Annotated in this window: 16 protein-coding genes; 5 read left to right on the top strand and 11 right to left on the bottom strand. The window is 67.9% G+C overall.

Annotated elements, in window-relative coordinates; translation table 11 throughout:
• Positions 1-1,211: 1,211 nt before the first annotated feature.
• The 3 genes from LBC97_10850 to LBC97_10840 form a co-directional block, all read right to left on the bottom strand.
• Positions 1,212-1,706 carry an HNH endonuclease family protein gene (locus LBC97_10850; protein ID MDR2566526.1) on the bottom strand — a complete coding sequence of 165 codons (495 nt, stop codon included), beginning with the start codon at positions 1,704-1,706 and terminating at the stop codon, positions 1,212-1,214.
• Positions 1,707-2,219: 513 nt separating this feature from the next.
• Positions 2,220-3,347 carry a HAMP domain-containing protein gene (locus LBC97_10845; GenBank protein MDR2566525.1) on the bottom strand — a complete coding sequence of 376 codons (1,128 nt, stop codon included), beginning with the start codon at positions 3,345-3,347 and terminating at the stop codon, positions 2,220-2,222.
• Positions 3,340-4,050, bottom strand: a complete 711-nt coding sequence (locus tag LBC97_10840) for a response regulator transcription factor (GenBank protein ID MDR2566524.1) — start codon at positions 4,048-4,050, stop codon at positions 3,340-3,342. The genes LBC97_10845 and LBC97_10840 overlap by 8 nt, the downstream gene beginning before the upstream one ends.
• 200 nt (positions 4,051-4,250) lie before the next feature.
• On the opposite strand from LBC97_10840, the gene LBC97_10835 reads away from it, so the two are divergent.
• Entirely contained in the window at positions 4,251-5,549 is a 1,299-nt protein-coding gene (locus LBC97_10835) for a hemolysin family protein (GenBank protein MDR2566523.1), read from the top strand.
• A complete protein-coding gene (locus LBC97_10830) occupies positions 5,546-6,568 on the top strand; it encodes a hemolysin family protein (protein MDR2566522.1) in 1,023 nt (340 codons plus the stop codon). Before LBC97_10835 ends, LBC97_10830 begins: the two co-directional genes overlap by 4 nt.
• A 53-nt stretch (positions 6,569-6,621) precedes the next feature.
• Here the strand turns inward: LBC97_10830 and LBC97_10825 are convergent, their stop codons facing one another.
• The 5 genes from LBC97_10825 to LBC97_10805 all read right to left on the bottom strand — a co-directional run bounded on the left by LBC97_10825 (position 6,622) and on the right by LBC97_10805 (position 12,560).
• On the bottom strand, positions 6,622-8,370 hold the full coding sequence (locus tag LBC97_10825) for a sodium:proton antiporter (protein MDR2566521.1): 1,749 nt from the start codon (positions 8,368-8,370) through the stop codon (positions 6,622-6,624).
• Between the two features lie 110 nt (positions 8,371-8,480).
• Entirely contained in the window at positions 8,481-9,857 is a 1,377-nt protein-coding gene (locus LBC97_10820; protein ID MDR2566520.1) for a hypothetical protein, read from the bottom strand.
• A 66-nt stretch (positions 9,858-9,923) separates the two neighbouring features.
• Positions 9,924-10,781 carry a MetQ/NlpA family ABC transporter substrate-binding protein gene (locus LBC97_10815; protein MDR2566519.1) on the bottom strand — a complete coding sequence of 286 codons (858 nt, stop codon included), beginning with the start codon at positions 10,779-10,781 and terminating at the stop codon, positions 9,924-9,926.
• 76 nt (positions 10,782-10,857) lie between these two features.
• On the bottom strand, positions 10,858-11,577 hold the full coding sequence (locus tag LBC97_10810) for an ABC transporter permease (GenBank protein MDR2566518.1): 720 nt from the start codon (positions 11,575-11,577) through the stop codon (positions 10,858-10,860).
• Positions 11,574-12,560: an ATP-binding cassette domain-containing protein gene (locus LBC97_10805; GenBank protein ID MDR2566517.1), complete on the bottom strand. Its 987-nt coding sequence runs from the start codon at positions 12,558-12,560 to the stop codon at positions 11,574-11,576. Before LBC97_10805 ends, LBC97_10810 begins: the two co-directional genes overlap by 4 nt.
• Positions 12,561-12,781: 221 nt before the next feature.
• On the opposite strand from LBC97_10805, the gene LBC97_10800 reads away from it, so the two are divergent.
• On the top strand, positions 12,782-13,318 hold the full coding sequence (locus LBC97_10800) for a flavodoxin domain-containing protein (protein ID MDR2566516.1): 537 nt from the start codon (positions 12,782-12,784) through the stop codon (positions 13,316-13,318).
• Here LBC97_10800 and LBC97_10795 read toward each other — a convergent pair.
• Positions 13,315-13,812 (bottom strand): DUF2505 domain-containing protein, encoded by a 498-nt coding sequence (locus tag LBC97_10795; GenBank protein ID MDR2566515.1) that lies wholly within the window; start codon positions 13,810-13,812, stop codon positions 13,315-13,317. The two genes, LBC97_10800 and LBC97_10795, sit on opposite strands and share 4 nt — an antisense overlap.
• A gap of 22 nt (positions 13,813-13,834) precedes the next feature.
• Between LBC97_10795 and LBC97_10790 the strand changes: the two genes are divergently transcribed.
• Positions 13,835-15,292, top strand: a complete 1,458-nt coding sequence (locus LBC97_10790; GenBank protein MDR2566514.1) for a PAS domain-containing sensor histidine kinase — start codon at positions 13,835-13,837, stop codon at positions 15,290-15,292.
• A gap of 346 nt (positions 15,293-15,638) precedes the next feature.
• On the opposite strand, the gene LBC97_10785 is transcribed toward LBC97_10790, so the two are convergent.
• A complete protein-coding gene (locus LBC97_10785) occupies positions 15,639-15,887 on the bottom strand; it encodes a WhiB family transcriptional regulator (protein ID MDR2566513.1) in 249 nt (82 codons plus the stop codon).
• Between the two features lie 382 nt (positions 15,888-16,269).
• On the opposite strand from LBC97_10785, the gene ppk2 reads away from it, so the two are divergent.
• Positions 16,270-17,136: a polyphosphate kinase 2 gene (gene ppk2 / locus LBC97_10780; protein MDR2566512.1), complete on the top strand. Its 867-nt coding sequence runs from the start codon at positions 16,270-16,272 to the stop codon at positions 17,134-17,136.
• Positions 17,137-17,246: 110 nt separating this feature from the next.
• Here the strand turns inward: ppk2 and LBC97_10775 are convergent.
• The coding region (locus LBC97_10775) for a hypothetical protein (protein MDR2566511.1) at positions 17,247-17,463 on the bottom strand (217 nt) is incomplete at its 5' end.

The raw sequence follows: 17,463 nt of genomic DNA, 5'->3' as shown, positions 1-17,463 counted from the left end.
AACCAGTCACGCGGCCCGGTTCGACCTCGAAGCTGAGATCCTCCACGGCCGTCAGCGAGCCAAATCGCTTGGTCAGGTGCGCCACTTCGATCACGCCTTCCACCCTACGTGATCAACCGACCCGGCGGGTCCCCGTCGCAGGCCTGGAGCCCTTGTCTTTCCCGTGTTCGCTGGCCGTTGGGATTCCCGCTGCCGGACCGCATGGCCAGCGGGACCCCGACCTCATGGAAACGGGACTTGACCCCAACTGGCGGCCCCGGAAGCGGTTCCGCTCGCTCTTGCCGAGTTCGGCGAAGTCGGTGCCGTCGAACCAGTTACTCCCCGGCCGTGGGCGAGTCCCGCAATCCGAGGATCGCCAGCAGCGTGGACTTGCCGGACCCCGACGGTCCGGTGTCGGATCTCAGCCAGTCCGCAGCCGCCTGCGTGCCTTGTGACCAGGGGGTGCGCAAACGTGGCACAGACCGAAAACGGCCACGGGACACGGATATGTGAATACATTCCGACAATGGGCGGCACCCGTGGGGGAACGTGGGTTTCTGTCTGGCTTCGGTGCTCGAATGTAGGTTTCTGTCTGGGCTCGGTGCTCGAATGTAGGGTTTCATCTGGCCAAGATTGAGCGGCAGGCCCGCGACCAGGAAATACGGAAATTGCTCAAAGATAAGGACCTACACTCGGTGTTCCGAACCAGATAGGAATCTACGCTCGACGGGTTCGACCAGATAGAAACCTACATTCGGCCTTCCGGCCAGATGGAAACCTACATTCGGCCGTCCGGCCAGATAAGGACCTACACTCGGCGCTGTCGGGCAGATGGAAAATGACACTCGCCGCCCAATGTCGGATTTTATCCAGGATTGGGCCGCCAATGTCGTTTCCTATCCACGAAGTCCCGTCCTATGTTGGATTCTATCCACCGTGCGGCGGCTCGCAGCTTTGTGATCAGGGGAAATGGAAATGGGGTCGAGATGGAAAATGACATTGGGCGCCACAGCGTGGATACAAAACGACATTCGGCGGCAGGAGGTGGATGGAAAACGACATTGGATGTCGACGGGTGGATGAAAAGCGACATTAGCGTGTGGGTGGACACAGGGTGGTACTCGCGCACGGGTGGATGCAGAGCGGGATGGTGGGCGCGGACGGATACAAAGCGGGACTCGGCAGCCGGCGGATCCGAAACGGCACTGGGCGCCAGGCCTGGCGACGGCGCCTCAGCAGGACTTGAGCAAATTGCGGAGCGCCTCCCGGTCCGCCTCCGCGATCCCCAGTTGGTAGCGGGCCGCCAGGTTCGCGTAGGCCGCGCCGTAGCCGCAGCGGTTCGCGTCCGGGAGCCAGCTGGCGGGCCCGCGGTCGCCCTTGGACTGGTTGGCGGCGCCCGCCACCGCCAACAACTCCGCCGGGTCGTTGGCGAAAGCCTTGCGCTGGTCCTTGGTCCACTCCCAGGCGCCCGCCCGCCACGCCTCCGCCAGGGCGACTATGTGGTCGATCTGCACCGTCTGAGTCGACTCCTCCCGGTTGAACTCGATCACCGTGCCCGTGTACGGGTCCGCCAGGCGCCCGGTCGCCACCTTGCAGTTCTCGCCGTCCGCCAGGTAGGTGACCTGCTCCAAGTCGCGGGCCAGGATCTCGTTGCGGGTGTAGCAGCCGTCCCCGTCCAAGTCCGCCCAGCCGCCCGGCAGGAACTCCTCCCGCTCATAGGAAGGCACGGCGCCCGCCGGAACCGGCGGCAGCGAGTCGAGAGCCGCCAGCGCGCCCGCGACCGTCTCCGCGTCCGCCGCCAACACGCCACCGCCGCCGCCCCCATCCCCGAGATCCCCGGCCTCAAGGCCGCCGTCCGTCCCGAGGCCGCCAAATTCCCATCTGCCCGATGCCGTCTCACCATCCCCAGCCCCAAGTTCTGCGGAGCCGGTGCCGCCGTCGGAGAAAAACCTCAGCACCGCCAGCGCGGCCACCACAACCAGCAGGGTCCCCAGAACCCCGCCGGCCAGGCCTCCGTTCGATGCGCGCTTAGCCACAGCCGTACCTCCGCGCACGGGCGGGGGCGTGCCCGCCCGCTTGCCTTGACAGACCTGCCGGATACCCGGCCGCCTGCCGTGCTGGGGCGGGGGCGTGCCCAGTCGCTTGCCTCGCGGGCCCTGTGAGACGCCCAGCCGCCGGGGGTGCCGCGCGCTCCTCAGTTAGCGGCTTCGGTGCCCGCGCCCTTGAGGTTACCGCTTTGCTCATTGTTTCTCTGCGGGTTTGCTCTCCGGGCGCGGCCGCTCGGCCCGGTCGGCCCGGTCAGCTCTGTCCGCGGTCCGGGCGCCCAGGCTTCGCGGCAGGCGGACCCGGAAATCCGCCCCGCCGTCTGATTCCACCACGACCAGCGAGCCCGCGTGCAGGCGAACCGCCCAGCGCGCTATCGCCAAGCCCAGGCCCGTGCCGCCGGTGGGGGCCATCGCGGCCGAGGACCGGGCCATTTTGCCTCTTTCGAAGCGCTCGAAGATGCGCTCGCGGTCCTCCGGCGCAATGCCCGGGCCCTGGTCCTTGAAATCGAGTTGAATCCACTTGCCGGAACTGATCGCCGTGATCGTGATGATGCCGCCGTCGGGGGAGTGCCGGATCGCGTTGGACAGCAGGTTCGCGGCGACCTGGTGGAGGCGCTCCACATCCACAGTCATGCGGAGCGTGCGGGGGGTCACATCGACAACGAATGCCAACTGCTTTCCCGCGGAGGAGGCGACTAGGCGGGCGGCGGCGACGGCATCGTCCAGGAAAGTCTCAACCTCTACCTCAACGGGACGTAGTTCCACAACGTCCGCGTCCAAACGCGACAGGTCCAAAATGTCTGTGACCAGGCGGGACAGGCGCTTGGTTTGCGTCAACAGCAGGTCCAGGGTCTCCGCGTCCGGTTCGGTGACGCCGTCCACCATGTTTTCCAGTTCGGCCTGGAGCGCCGCGACGGGGGTGCGCAACTCGTGCGAGACGTTCGCGATCATCTCCCGGCGCAGCGTGTCCGCCTGCGCCAGGTCCTTCGCCATCAAGGTGAAAGCGCGGGCCAGTTCACCCACCTCATCACGGGAGGAGATGGAGACCTTGGTCGAATAGTCGCCCTTCGCCATGGCCTGGGCCGCTTCCGTCATCTCGCGGAGCGGACTGGTCATCCCGTGCGCCAGGATCTGGGTCACCACCAGGCCGGTCACCACGGCCAGCGGCATGGTGCGGGTGGGGCCCATCTCGTTCTTCAGGCCCACCCAGGTCATCACGACCGCCGCCATCACCGCGCCGGTGACCAGCAGCCCAATCTTGATTTTGATCGAGCCGAAGGCGTCAAGCGGCCGGACCACGTTCGGCATGGGCCGTTTAGCCATCGCCGGGGTCTTCCTCTGACGGCTCGAAGGCGTAGCCCACCCCGTGGACGGTGCGGATCAGGTCCGCGCCGAGCTTCCGGCGCACCGCCTTGATGTGCGAGTCGACGGTCCTGGTGCCGGAGGCGTCAACCCAATCCCAGACGTGCTCCAACAGCTTCTCGCGGGTCAGGACCGTGCGGGGGGATTCGGCCAGGAAGACCAGCAGGTCGAACTCGGTCGGGGTCAGATGGACTTCCTCGCCGCCCCGTGTGACCCGGCGCGAGGCGCGGTCTATCAGTAGGTCGCCAACCTGGATGGGGGCGTCGGCGACGCTTGGGGCGCCCAGCAGTTTGGCCCGTTCCACTCTTCTGAGCAGCGCTTTGATGCGGGCCACCAACTCGCGCATGGAGAAGGGCTTGGTCATGTAGTCGTCCGCGCCCACGCCCAAGCCGATCAGCTTGTCGGTCTCGTCGTCGCGGGCGGTCAGCATCAACACCGGCACCGGGCGTTCCGCCTGGACCCGGCGGCAGACCTCCAGACCGTCAATGCCGGGCAGCATCACGTCCAGCAGGATCAAATCGGGTTGCAGGGCGGTGGCCGCGTTGACCGCCGCCAGGCCGTCCCCGACCGTGTGGGCCCGGTAGCCCTCGGCCGTGAGGCGCCGGGCGATCGCGCTGGCGATGGTCGGTTCGTCTTCGACGATCAGGATCAACGGTGCGCTCATGGTTCAAGTCTTCCATGCCGCCGCGCCTCGGCCTTCGACCACAACCGGCCACGTCCGGCCACGTCGGGCCACGTCCAGCCAGGCCGGAACCGGAGGAACCGGAGGAACCGGAGGGCCAGAGCGGGAGAGCCGCCTCCGCCGGACGTGGAACCTGCGCCCGGCGGTCGGCGCGCGCCGCCGGGGCGGATAACGTAGAGGCGATGGTTCTCGACTTCGCCATGATCGGTGTGGGCGTCTTGCTGACGCTCGGCACGGCGGTCTTCGTCGCCGCCGAATTCGCGCTGGTCGCGGTCGACTCGGCGGTGCTCGATGCCGCCCCCCGCCCCGAGCGCCTGGCCTCGCTCAGGCGGGCCCTCGCCTCGACATCCCTCTACCTGTCCGCCTCCCAGGTCGGCATCACGCTGACCACCATCTTGCTTGGCTACACCGCCCAGCCGGCCGCGACCAGGGTCTTCGCGGGCTGGCTGGGCGAGGGGACGGCGAAGGCCGAAGGCGCGGGCGCCGCCCTGGCGGCCGTCCTCGCGATCGTCTTCGTCAACACCATGTCCATGCTGTTCGGAGAGCTGATCCCGAAGAACCTGGCGATGGCCGAGCCGCTCGGGGTGGCGCGACTGGTGGTGCCCTTCCTGCTCGGGTTCACCAAGGTGATGCGGCCCGTCATCTGGCTGCTCCACGGTTCCTCGACTGGCTTGCTGAGGGCGCTGGGCATAACCCCGGTCGAGGAGGTCTCCTCGGCCCGCTCCGCCCAGGAACTCGACTCGGTGGTGCGCCGCTCCGCCGCGGAGGGCGCCATCGACGAGGAGCTGGCGGACCGGCTCACCCGCACCCTGGCGCTGACCGAACTGCGGGCCGTGGACGCCATGACGGACCGCACGCAGTTGGCGGTGGTGCCCCGCGAGGCGACGGCGGTTGATGTGATCGCCCAGGTCAGGACCACCGGCCACTCGCGCCTCCCGGTCACGGACGGGTCTCGGGACAACATCATCGGCGTGGTGGCGCTCCGCAAAGCCGTCGCGGTGCCGCATGAGCGCCGGCCGCAGGTGGGGGTCACGGCGTTGATGACGCCGATCATCGAGGTCCCGGAGACCGCCCAGCTAGGGCCTGTGCTGGTGCAGTTGCGGGACGCCGGCGCGCAGATGGCCGTGGTGGTGGACGAATACGGCGGCACCTCCGGCGTCATCACCTTGGAGGACGTGGTCGAGGAGATCGTGGGCGACGTCCGCGACGAACACGACCGTTCCCGGCCGGCCCCCCGCCGCATGGGCGACGGCTCCTGGCGCCTGTCCGCCCAACTGCGACCTGACGAACTCGAGCAGATGAGCGGCATCGTGCTCCCGGAGGACCCCGCCTATGAGACGTTGGGCGGGCTGGTGATGGCCCGGCTGGGGCGGGTGCCCAAACCGGGCGACACGGTCGAGGTGGACGGCGCCACGTTGCGTGTCGAAACGATGGACGGCCGCCGGATTGTGGCCCTGAGGATTTGGGGGCGGGGCGCATGATGTGGCTGGCGGCGCTCGCCCTGCTGGCGGCGAACGCGTTCTTCGTGGGGGCGGAATTCGCCATCATGTCGGTGCGGCGCTCCCAGGTCGAGCCGCGGGCGGAGGCCGGTTCCGCGGCGGCCAGGCTGGTGGTGTACGCGCTGGAGCACATGCCGTCCATGCTGGCCACGCTCCAACTGGGGGTGACGGTGGCGTCCACGTCGCTGGGCGCAGTCGCGGAAAGCGCCCTGGCGCACGCGCTGACCGGGCCGTTCCACGCGCTGGGCCTGCCCACTCCGAGCGCCCACGCCGTCGCCATTGTGATCTCCCTGGTGGCGGTGGTCTACCTGCACGTGGTGCTGGGCGAGATGGTGCCGAAAAACCTGTCCCTCGCCACCCCCGAGCGCGCCGCCCTGGCGATGACCCCAGTCCTGGTGGTCCTCGCGTGGGCGCTCACCCCGGTCACAGCCGCGTTGCGCGGGGTGGCGTGGCTGGCGCTCAAAGCCCTCCGCGTGACCCCGAAAGCCGAGGTCGCCTCCGCGTTCACGGCCGTCGAGTTGTCCGCGATAGTCCACCACTCCACAGAGGTTGGCGTTTTGCCCGATGCCGACGGGCTGATTTCCGGGTCGCTCGAGTTTTCGACCAAACAGGCCAGCGACGTCATGGTCGCCTTGGAGGACCTGGTCACGGTTGACGAGGGGGTCACCCCGGGCGAGCTCGAGGCCAGGGTCGCCAAAACGGGTTTCTCGCGTTTCCCGGTGCGTCAGGCGGGCGGGGCGCTGGCGGGTTACCTGCACATTCAGGACGTGCTCGACCTGACCGGCGCCGACCGCCGCTCAGATCCCGTGCCGTCCGGGCGGATCCGGCCGCTCGTCTCCGCCGAGGCCTCCGACGAGGTCGAGGACATCCTCGCCACCATGCAGCTGACCGGTTCGCACCTGGTGGCCGTCCAGGGCGGCGTTGTCTTCATGGAGGACGTGCTGGAGGAACTGGTCGGCGAGGTCAAGGACATCATGCAGCGCGACGCCTGGGAGCGCTGACCGGCGGGCGGGTGGCCACGGGCGGCTCGGCGGCCGTAAACGACCGGCGGCCGTCACAGGCGGTTCGCCCAGGACGCCTCCATCGCCTCTTCCTCCAGGTCCAGTTCCCGCATGATGCGCCGCATGACGGTCTCATTGAGGCGGCCCGCGTTGCGTTCCGCGACCACCACAGCGCGTTGGGCGCGCACCATTTGGGTTCGCAGTTCCGCGATCCGGGTGGTCAGGCGCGCGGCCCTTTGTCGCATGTCCTCAAGGCTGGGCTGATCGGCTCCGCCCCCGTCCAGCGCCTGGCGCACCTCCTGGATCACGGCCGGGGCGGCGGTGCCGGGCGTGGCCAACAGGTCGATGTCCGTGAGCGCGGCGTCCGGGTGCATCAAAGTGGCCGCAGCCGTCTCGCGGGCCAACAGCCCTTGCGTGGCCCAAGTCGCGATCCGCTCCGCCTCCGGGCGTCCCATCACCGCCGACCAGGCGTCAACCTGGCCGCGCACCACCGCCGAGGCCGCCCTGGTGGCCAGCAGCCGGACACGGGCCTCGGACGAGTCGTCCTCCGCGCGTTCGTCGTCGCTGGAGATCTTGAGCGCCTTGATCAGCGAGGGCAGGGTCAGGCCCTGGATCAGGAGCGTGCCGATGGCGACGGTGTACGCCGCCAACTGGATGGTGGCGCGCTCCGCGAACGGGGCGCCGTCGGCCACGACGGGGATGGCCGCGGCGGCGGCCAGGGTGACCACGCCGCGCATGCCGGCCCAAGAGGTGACAACCAGTTCGCGCCCGGTCAAGGGTTTGTATGGTGTGGCCCCGCGCCGCCGGCGCACCCACTTGGAGCGCACAAGCACCTCGGTGGCGTAGATGTAGGCGGGGCGGATCGCCAGCGCCACCAGCAGCACGGACAGGGACAGCAGGATGGCGGCTCTGAGGGACTGGTGGGAGTCGTTGACGTCCTTGATGACCCAGCGCAACTGCAGGCCGATCAGCGCGAACGTGAAGGACTCCAGCATCAGGTCGAGGGACGCCCAGATCGGCTCCTCATGCAGCCGGGTTGCCACGGTGGTGCGCGGCGCCGCCTGCCCAATGAAGAACCCGGCGGCGACCACCGCGAGCACCCCAGAGCCTTGGTATTCCTCCGCGATCCAGTAGGCCACGAACGGCAGCATCAGCCCGATCACCGTGTCCACGGTCGGGTCGCGCAGCCCCGAGCGGGCGATCTGGGCCAGGTAGGCCAGCCCAATCCCGACCGCCACGCCGACCAGGACCGCCAGGGCGAACACCACCAGCCCCTGAGCCAGCGAGGTGGTGGTGGTGTAAACCGCCGCCAGCGTGAGGCGGTAGAGGGTCAGCGAGGTCGCGTCGTTGATCAGCGACTCGCCTCCCAGCAGGGTCATGACCCGCCGGGGCAGCCCCAGCCGCCGGCCCACGGCGCTGGCCGCCACCGCGTCCGGCGGCGCCACCACGGCCCCCAGCAGCAGCGCGGCGGCCGGCGACAGAACCGGGTCCAGCGACCAGGCCACAAGCCCGACCGCCAACGTGGTGACGATCACCAACCCCACGCCCAGGCGCACAATCGGCTGGATCGCGGCGCGAAAGTCTTGATAAGAGCTGGACAGCGCCGCCGAATAGAGCAAAGGCGGGAGCACGATGCCGAGGATCAGCTCCGGCGGCACCACCACCCGTTCCAGCCCCGGCAGGAAAGAGGCCACCAACCCCACCGCCAAGATGACCAGCGGCGAGTTCCAACCGATCCGCCGGGCGAAGGCCGCCACCAGCACAGCCGCAAGGAGCACCGTGACGACGGTGAACTCGTTCATTGGCGGGGACCCTCCCGGTTTGTGGGTGCTGTTCTCTCGATTCTAAGAGGTCTGCTGATTCTAATGAGGCCTGTTGATTCCAAGAGGTCCGTTGGCTGGGCGGCGCGCGTTCAGCCGGCGTCGGGGCTGGCGGGGGCGTCGGTGGACGGCTCCGTGGAGGGTTCGGTGGAGGGTTCGGCGCTCGCCTCCGGATCCCCACCTTCGGCGTCATCCGCGCCTTCTGAGCCTTCCGCGTCCTCGTCTGCTTCGTTGCCCTGCACCAGCGCCACTATGTCCAGCACGATCGCCTCGGCCAGGTAGGAGTCGGCTTTGCCGGGGGTCAGAATGAGCACCCGCGAGCCGATCGGAACGCCGACCAGTTGGCTGAACGCCGTCAGGTTGGAGCCGTCGCCGTACGGATCGGCTGTGACCGTGATCGGGGTGGGGCCGCGGCCGTCCTTCCAGGTGTCGCCGTCCGCCCTGCCAGCCCAGTCGGTGGCCGAATAGTGGACCAGAATCTGCTGGCCGTCTTCGACCTTGGGCCCGGAGCCGGTGGCGATCACCGTGGTCGAGATGTCCGCCGGTTCGGCCACATCCGCGGGGATGGACACGGTGGCGGGACCGCCCAGCGCCCCGCTGATCCTGGGCCCGACTTGGGCGTTGGTGGGCTTGGCGTCGCTCTGAGCCTCCAGGTCCTTCGAGAACTGCTCGCGGATGTCGATCGACACGACCAGGGTGGAGCCCTCGTCCACGCCGACGGCGGAGGCCAGTGCCCCTTCAGAAGGCGGGATCACGCCCATCACCCGTGAGCCGACCTCGTGGCCCACGATCACACGGGAGAGTCCGACCAGGGTCGTGTTGTCCGCCCGCACGGCTATGACCAGCGGCTGGCCGCTGGCGAAGGTGTTGAGGCTGGGCACCGGCTCGGTCTCGCCCCAGACCCAGGCGATCAAGTCGATCGCCACCAAGTTGTCGGCCTTGACCGGGTCCCCGTCGCCCTGCATGCCGGGTTGGACCTGGGCTTGGAGGCTGGATGGCGGCTTGATGTAGGGGGACTCCGGGGTCGCGGAGGGAGACGGCTCCGCCTCCTCGGTTGGCGCGGCGGACTCCTCGCCTTCGGCGGGGGTCTCGCCCTCCGCAGGGGCTTCCCCTTCGGCCGGGGTTTCGCCCTCCGTTGGCGTTTCGCCCTCTGCGGGCGTTTCGCCTTCGGCTGGTGTCTCGCCTTCGGCCGGGGTTTCGCCCTCTGCGGGCACCTCGATCTCGATGGGCGTCGCCTCCGTTGGCGAAGGCGTCGGCGAAGGCGAGGACTTGCCGGGGAGCAGCGGGAAGGCGACAGTCGGCGCCTCGCCGTAGGCTCCCGTCAAGGTTGGCAACTCCGAGTCCTTGACGCTGACCCCGACCTGGGCCAGGGGTGACGGCGACCCGGAGTCGCTCGGGTCGCCGGAACACCCGGCCAAGGTCAAGGCAGCCGCCAGGGCGAGCGCCCCGGTCTTGACAACTGAACGCACTTCTACTCCATCGCTAACCGGTTGGGGGCAAATGATCCGATGGTCATCATCCCACACCGGCCGGGGTCAGAAGGCCGGGATGACCGAACCGTCTGTCCAGGAATCCTCGATGAACTTCTTTACCTCGGGGGTGTGCAGCAACTCGTCCAGCTTGGCCAGGGCCGCGTCGCCGCTCCGGTCCGCCGTGGTGACCAGGAAGTTCGCGTACGGATTGTCTTCGCCCGATTCGAGTTCGAGGGCGTCCTTGGCGGGGGACAGGCCCGCGTCGATCGCGTAGTTGCCGTTGATGACGGAGAAATCGAAGTCCGGCAGGTTGACCGCCAGCAGTTTCGGCTCAATCTGGATCAGTTCCACCTTGTACGGCGTGTCCTCCGCCAGGTCGGAGATGGTCGGATCCTTGTCGCCGGTGTCCTTCAGCTTGATGATGCCGGCCTTTTCCAGCAGACGCAGGCCGCGCGCCTGGTTGGCCGGGTCGTTCGAGACGCCGATCTTGGATCCGTCCGCCACCTCGTCCAAAGACGTGTGCTTGGACGAATAGACCCCCAAAGGCTCGATGTGCACGCCGGGGAAGGCGTAGAAGTCGTAGCCGAACTCGGCCACCTGCGAATCAAGATACGCCTGATGCTGGAAGTAGTTGCCGTCGAGTTCGCCCTCGTTGAGCGCGGTGTTCGGCAACACGTAATCCTGGTATTCGACTATCTCAATGTCCAGCCCGGCTTCCGCCGCCAGGTTTTCCTGGATGAACTGGAGGATGTCGCCCTGCGGCACCGGCGAGGCGCCGATCTTCAGCTTGGTCACCTCGCCGCCTGAGGCTCCGCCGGAAGGCGACGCCTTGCCGCTGTCGCCGTCGCCGCTGTCGCCGCAGCCTGTCAACGCCAGGGCGGCCACCGCCGCCAGGACTATTCCGCTCGCTGTTCTTCTCATGGTTACTTAGCTCCTTGCCATAACTGAGGATTCTCGCCTCGCTTATTGATTGTGGCGGCGCCGACCGTGCCCCCGCCTACCGGCTGTGGTCCAACCGGCGGGACAGCCAGTCGCCAAGCAACTGGACCGCCTCGACCAAGACCAGCACGATCACCACCACCATTACGAAGATATCTGGCATATTGCGGGTGTACCCCCAGTTGTAAACGAGGTCCCCCAAGCCCCCGGCCCCGATGGTGCCCGTGATCATGGAGTAGCCGATCAAAGTGATGAAGGTGACCGTGGCCGCCGCCACCAGGCCCGGAAGCGCTTCGCGGACCGCCACGCCCCAGGTGATCTGCCACCGCGACGCGCCCGCCATCTGGGCCGCTTCGATCTTGCCGACCGGGATCTGCCGGATCGCGTTCTCCGCCAAACGGGCGTAAAACGGGATGCACCCGATCGCTAGCGCCGGAATGCCGCCCTGCCACCCGATCGTGGAGCCCAGCAGCGCCCTGGTGAAGCCGATCAGCAGCAGCATCAGGACAATGAAGGGGATGGCCCGTCCCAGGTCCACCACCAAGTTGAGCAACCGGTTGACCGGGCGGTTGCGGCTGAGCCCCTGCGGGGCCGTCAACCAGACCGCCAGGCCCAGCGGCAGCCCCACCAGGACGCCGACCAGGCAGGAGATGGCGACCTGGCCCAGCGTCCCGCCCAGGGCCTCCCAAATCCGCGAGGTGAAATCCGTGTTGCTCAGGTAGGTTCCGCGATCCACGCCAGCCAGAAGGCCCGCCGTCAAAACCGCCGCCGGGCTCATTCCGTCGCCTCCGATTCGGCCACATAGAGTCCGGCGTCCCGCAGTTGCCGAACCACGCGCTCGCGGGCCTCCGCTCCCACGTCCAGCTGAAACCGGCCCACCCTTTGGCCGGCCAGGGTTTCCAGCGTGCCCGCCTCGATCGCCGTGTCGGCGCCCAGGTCCGCCAGCAGGCGAAGCACTTGGCGGATCGAAAAGTCGGCGGAGGAGAACGACACCTCCAACTGCGCGCGCGCCTGGCCCACAGGCGTGGCCGCCAGCGGAATCAACTCGCGGGCCAGCGGCGAGCCGTAGTCCGTCACCACCTGGCCGATCGGTCCGGACTGGACAATCCGACCCCGCGACAGCAACGACACCGAGTCGCACACCTGGCGGACCACCGCCATCTCATGCGTGATGATCAGGACCGTCAAACCCAAGGCCTGATTCACCTTCTTGATGACTTCCAGGACTTGGCGGGTGGTGGCCCAATCCAAGGCCGAACTGGGCTCGTCGCAGAGCAAGACCGACGGATCGCCGGCCAACGCTCGCGCAATACCGACCCGCTGCTGCTGCCCGCCGGACAGTTGGGCCGGATAGGAGCCGCCCCGGTCCGCCAATCCGACCAGCTCCAGCAACTCGCCTGCGCGGGCGTTGGCCGCCTGCTTCTGAACCCCGGAGACCCGCAGCGGATAGGCGACGTTCGCGGCGGCCGTCCGCGAGTCGAACAAGTTGACGTGCTGGAAGACCATGCCGATCCGGTGGCGTTGCGTCCGCAGCTGCCGTTCCGGCAGCCCGGCCAAATCCTCCCCCTCAATCCTGACCGCGCCGGAGGTGGGTCGCTCGAGCAGCGTCAAACAGCGAATCAAAGTGGACTTCCCGGCGCCGGACGGGCCCACAATCCCGTGTATGGCGGCATCGGGCACCGTCAAAGTGATGCCGTCAAGCGCCTGGACGGTGCCCGCCTGCGTGCGGAACTCCTTGCGCAAGTCTTCTAGTTCGATCAATGGTGTCAGCCTCTCCGGGCGTGGAACCGCAAAGCTTCAGGGAGCGGCCTGAGGCTATCACGGCCGTGGGCGGGCGCCCGCAAAATGTGATGTTCGTCACTAAATGAGTGGTTTTCGGCTTTGTCGGCCGCTGATGCGGCGTGGACCTTTGGCCAGGGGCCCCTTGGCACGCTATGGTCAAATCAAGTTACTCCTTGAATCCCCCGAGGTCCGAAACGGCGATGAAAGCCCTAATTACGGTGGCGTCCAAACATGGGTCAACCCTGGCATTGGGACGCGCCATCGCCGACGTCCTGGCCGCTCGGGGGATTGAGACCGTTCTAGCCCCGCCGGAGAAGGTCACCTCCCTTGAGGGCTTCGACGCGGTGGTGCTGGGATCCGGCGTCTACTCCAACAAGATGCTGCCGACCATGACCGCCTTGGGGTACCGCTGGGGCGACCAGTTGATTGGACGGCTGGTCTACCTGTTCTGCTCCGGCCCGCTTGACGCCGCGCCCCAGGCCATCCTCAACCTGCCGCTCGAAGCGCGGGCCATGGCCCGCCAACTGGGCGCCCGGTCCACCAAGCTGTTCGGCGGGCGGATGGAGTTCAGCGAACTGCGGCCCACCGAACGGGCGCTGATGCGGATGACCGGATCCCGTCCCGGCGACTACCGCGACTGGCAGGACGTGCTGGCATGGGCGGAAAAGATCGCCGATGACGCCCTCGGGGCGACCGGGGACGCCCCAAACGGGCCGACCCCGGCACAACCGTCCTAATCCGGCCGCAGCCAGTCGGACGCCACCTCGTGTTGCGTGTCCAAGACCTTGACGATGGCCGGCACCGCCGCCTCCTCGATCGCCCGGCCGACAAGGGGCACCTGGGCCTTGACCTCGCCCGCGAACTCCAGGCGGCTGCCGTCGCCAACCGCGCTGAGCCGGGTCAGGCCCGAAAGATGGACGCCGGCGCCGGCGACCTCGCCGGCCATGGTCCCCTGACGCGAGCCGTCGCCGGCGGCCGACTCCCACACCAGGGCCTGGCGCAACTCCAAGCCTTGGGGCAGGAAACCGCGCGCTGAGGCTGGGAGTCCGGCGGTCGGCATCGTCGACCTGATCGTGACGGTGAAACCGCCCTCCGGGCCGGGGTTGACCTCGACCTGGCTGCTCTTGGCTCCGGCGGCCGTCGCGGCGGCTAGGAGGTAGTCCCGGTCGCACAGCAATTCGGAGACCGCCTGCGGACCAACGGTGTAGTCGTAGTGGGCCGCGAAACGCATGTCCCAAGACTAATATCTTGGGATGCCCTCATTTGCCGCCATCGCCGAGCGCATGTCGGACCTCTCCCCGGCGGACGTCGAATGGATCCGGCGGTTGACCCAGGATTGGCAGGTGGTGGCGGACCTCGCCTTCGCCGACCTGGTGGTCTGGCTGCCCACCACCGCGGGCTCGTTTGTGGCCGGCGCCCTTTGCCGGCCCGGCACCGGCGCGACCATCTACCACCAAGACGTGGTCGGGATGGTGGCGGGCGCCGCCCAACGGGCCGATTTCCAGGAGGTCATGGACGGCGGGGTCATCAGGCGGCACCACGACCCCCGGTGGCACGGCTCCTTCGGCGTGCGGGAAGAAGTCGTGCCCGTGGTCCACAAGGGCCGGGCAGTGGCGGTGGTGACCCGGCACGGGAACATCGGCGTGCTGCGCAACCCGTCGCGGCTGGAGACCAACTACGTGGAACTGGCCGACGAGTTGGTCGGAATGATCAGCCGGGGCGAATTCCCGTCCGCCGCGGCCCCGACCGGCTCCGCGCGGCACATGCCCAGGGTGGGAGACGGCATCATCCGGCTGAACACGCAGGGGCAAGTGCTGTTCGCCTCGCCGAACGCGCTGTCCGCCTTCCGCCACGCCGGGGTGATCGCGGACCTGTCCGGCGCGCTGCTGGTCGAAGTCCTGGCCGAGGGCCTGCGCGGCGCCGGACACGTCGATGAGACCCTGCCCGTGGTGGCGATGGGCCGGGCCCCGTGGATCTCGGAGATCGAGTTGGGCGGCGCCTCGATTGTGCTGCGCTCCATCCCGCTGACCAACCGCGGCAACCGCACCGGCGCCCTGGTGCTCAGCCGCGACGTCACCGACCTCAGACGCTCCGAGATGGAGTTGATGACCAAGGACGCGACTATCCGGGAGATCCACCACCGGGTCAAGAACAACCTGCAAGAGGTGTCCGCGCTCCTGCGAATGCAGGCGCGCCGGTCCGCGAACCCCGAGGTCCAGGCCGCCTTGGGGGACGCGATCCGGCGGGTGTCCACGATCGCGACCGTGCATGAGACGCTGTCGCAGACCATAGCCCAAACCGTCGACTTCGACTCCGTCTTTGGGCGCACGCTGCGTTTGGCCGCCGATGCCGCCTCCACCGGCATCCCCGTCCACACCGTCCAGGAGGGGAGCTTCGGGGACGTGCCGGGCGACGACGCGACCGCGCTCGCGATCGTGTTGACCGAACTGGTCACCAACGCCGTGGAGCACGGCCTGGCGCCGGCCGGCGGCGGGACCGTCTGGATCAAGGCCCGGCGGGATGGCAAGACCCTGACGGTCACAATCGCCGACAACGGCGTGGGCATGGCCGCGCCGGACGGGGCCTCCCGCGAGGGGTTGGGCACGCAGATCGTGCGCACATTCGCCACCGGTGAATTGCGCGGGTCAATCGACTGGCAGCCCCGGCCGGGCGGGGGAACGAAAGCGATTGTGACAGCAAATCTACGCTAAAGGCGCAATAGTGACGTAGATCACAATTGTCAAGCCCTGAGCGAACTGGCGGGGGCTAAAAGTATTTGAAACGGGCGCCGAGGGTCCGGCCGCGAGCCCGAATGAGCGCGGCGCCAGGGGTCTTGGGGCGTCAAAAAAGGGGGCCGCCGCGTTACGCGGCAGCCCCCTTTACTTCAGCTCAGATGACAGATTCTGGTGTCACGCCGACATGGCCTCGGTGCGTCCGGACCACCCGCGGGCGCGCGCCAACGGGCCTGAACCGGTCAAAGCCGCATGTGGCGGCCGAACCGCGCGCGGCCTTGTCGAAAGGCCTCTCCGGGGTCCTGAACACAAGCAGAAGCCCAGGTCACGCGGCTCGACGGGCCCGTGCGTTGCGTCGCTTGAGGGAACGCCGCTCATCCTCTGACAACCCGCCCCAAACACCAGAATCCTGGTTGTTGTTAATTGCCCACTCAAGGCAAGAGGGGGCAACGTCGCAGCGGGCGCAAACGGCCTTGGCTTCCTCAATTTGCAGCAACGCCGGCCCGGTGTTGCCGATGGGGAAGAAAAGCTCCGGATCCTCATCCAGGCAAGCGGCGGCATGGCGCCAATCCATTGATACTCCTTTAGGGTTGAACTGCGGGCCAGGCGTGACATGGTGGTCATGGCACGCACGGTTGGTAACTTCCGCCCCTTAGGTTCACATACTCCTCCGGGTTTGACAAGACTTTGCGGTATGTGATTTTCGCCACACCTTGGGCGGGCGGCGGTCTAAACCAAATCCGCTGATCGTGAAAGAGGCCTTGACGGGCCAAAACGGGGCCGGAGTCGCTATTACAATGGCGTGCCGCGGCGGCGGCCGGGCGGCCTTGTTCGCTAGAGGCTGTGCGTGATAACCACCAGCGAGTCGCGGATGGCGGCGAGGGGTGGCCCCGCCGGTGGTCCCGCGCTTGTGCTCTCAGCGCCGGCGTCCGTTCGACGCTGACTAGGCTGGACGCATGAGTGCGCCGCCGCCTATCCCGAACCACGAGCCGCATCCCCAAAGGCCGGCCCCGCTGTCGACCCGGGCCTATGAGAAGGAGCTTTACCGCCTGCAAGGGGAGTTGGTGACCATGCAGGAATGGATCAGGCGCGAGGGGCAGCGCCTGGTCGTCATCTTCGAGGGGCGGGACGCGGCGGGGAAGGGAAGCGCGATCGCCCGCCTGACGCAGTATCTCAACCCGCGGTACTGCCAAGTCGCGGCACTGCCGAAGCCGACCCAGCGCGAACAGGGCCAGTGGTACTTCCAACGGTACGTGGCCCACCTGCCCTCGGCCGGCGAGATCACCATCTTCGACCGCTCCTGGTACAACCGGGCCGGGGTGGAGCGCGTCATGGGCTTTTCAACCCAGGAACAGTACAAGCTGTTCCTGCGCCAGGTGCCGATCTTCGAGGACCTGTTGATCCAGGACGGGATCATGTTGCGCAAGTATTGGTTCTCGGTCAGCGACGTGGAGCAGGAGCGGCGCTTCCACGACCGCATGAAGGACCCCCTGCGGCGCTGGAAGCTCAGCCCCATGGACATGGCCGCGATCACCCGCTGGGAGGAGTACTCGCGGGCGAAGGACGACATGTTCCTGGCCACGGACACGGTCGCCTCCCCCTGGTACACCGTCGAATCGGAAGACAAGAAGCGTTCCCGCGTCAACGTGATTGCCCACCTGCTGTCCTCGGTGCCCTACGAGCACTTGGAGCCGGAGCCGCTGGACATCCCGGAGCGCCCGCCGCGCCAGAACTACTACCGCCCGCCGCGCGACGTGGAAAACCATTACGTCCCGGACGTGGCCGCCTCCTTGGAGCGCAAGTCGGCCAAGAAGGCCAAGTAGCCGCGGCCGTCGCCAAGACGCGGCGGCGTCCGATGCCGTCCATCCGCCACCCAGCTCCGGCCGCCGGCGCCGGAGCATGGTTGCCGTCGAGCGGTCGGCCGCGTTGGGAGTCAAGGGTCAAGGCCGACGACTTCGCGGAGAAGCGGGTCGGTTTCCCTAAGGTCCTTGATCCGCCAGAGCTTGACGTCTTCGAGGGCCGCGACCCGTTTGGCCGTTTCAGTGGCGGCGGTTGCGGCGTCCAACTCGGACGGGTCGCCCCTGAAACCTGGAAAGTCAAAGCCGATGGCCGGGTCGTACGGGTAACCGACAGCGGCGACCAACTCATCC

The organism is Bifidobacteriaceae bacterium (assembly GCA_031281585.1).
Lineage (GTDB): Bacteria > Actinomycetota > Actinomycetes > Actinomycetales > WQXJ01 > JAIRTF01.
The sequence above is the reverse complement of the archived record's forward strand: the minus strand, read 5'-3'. Positions and strand labels throughout refer to the sequence as shown.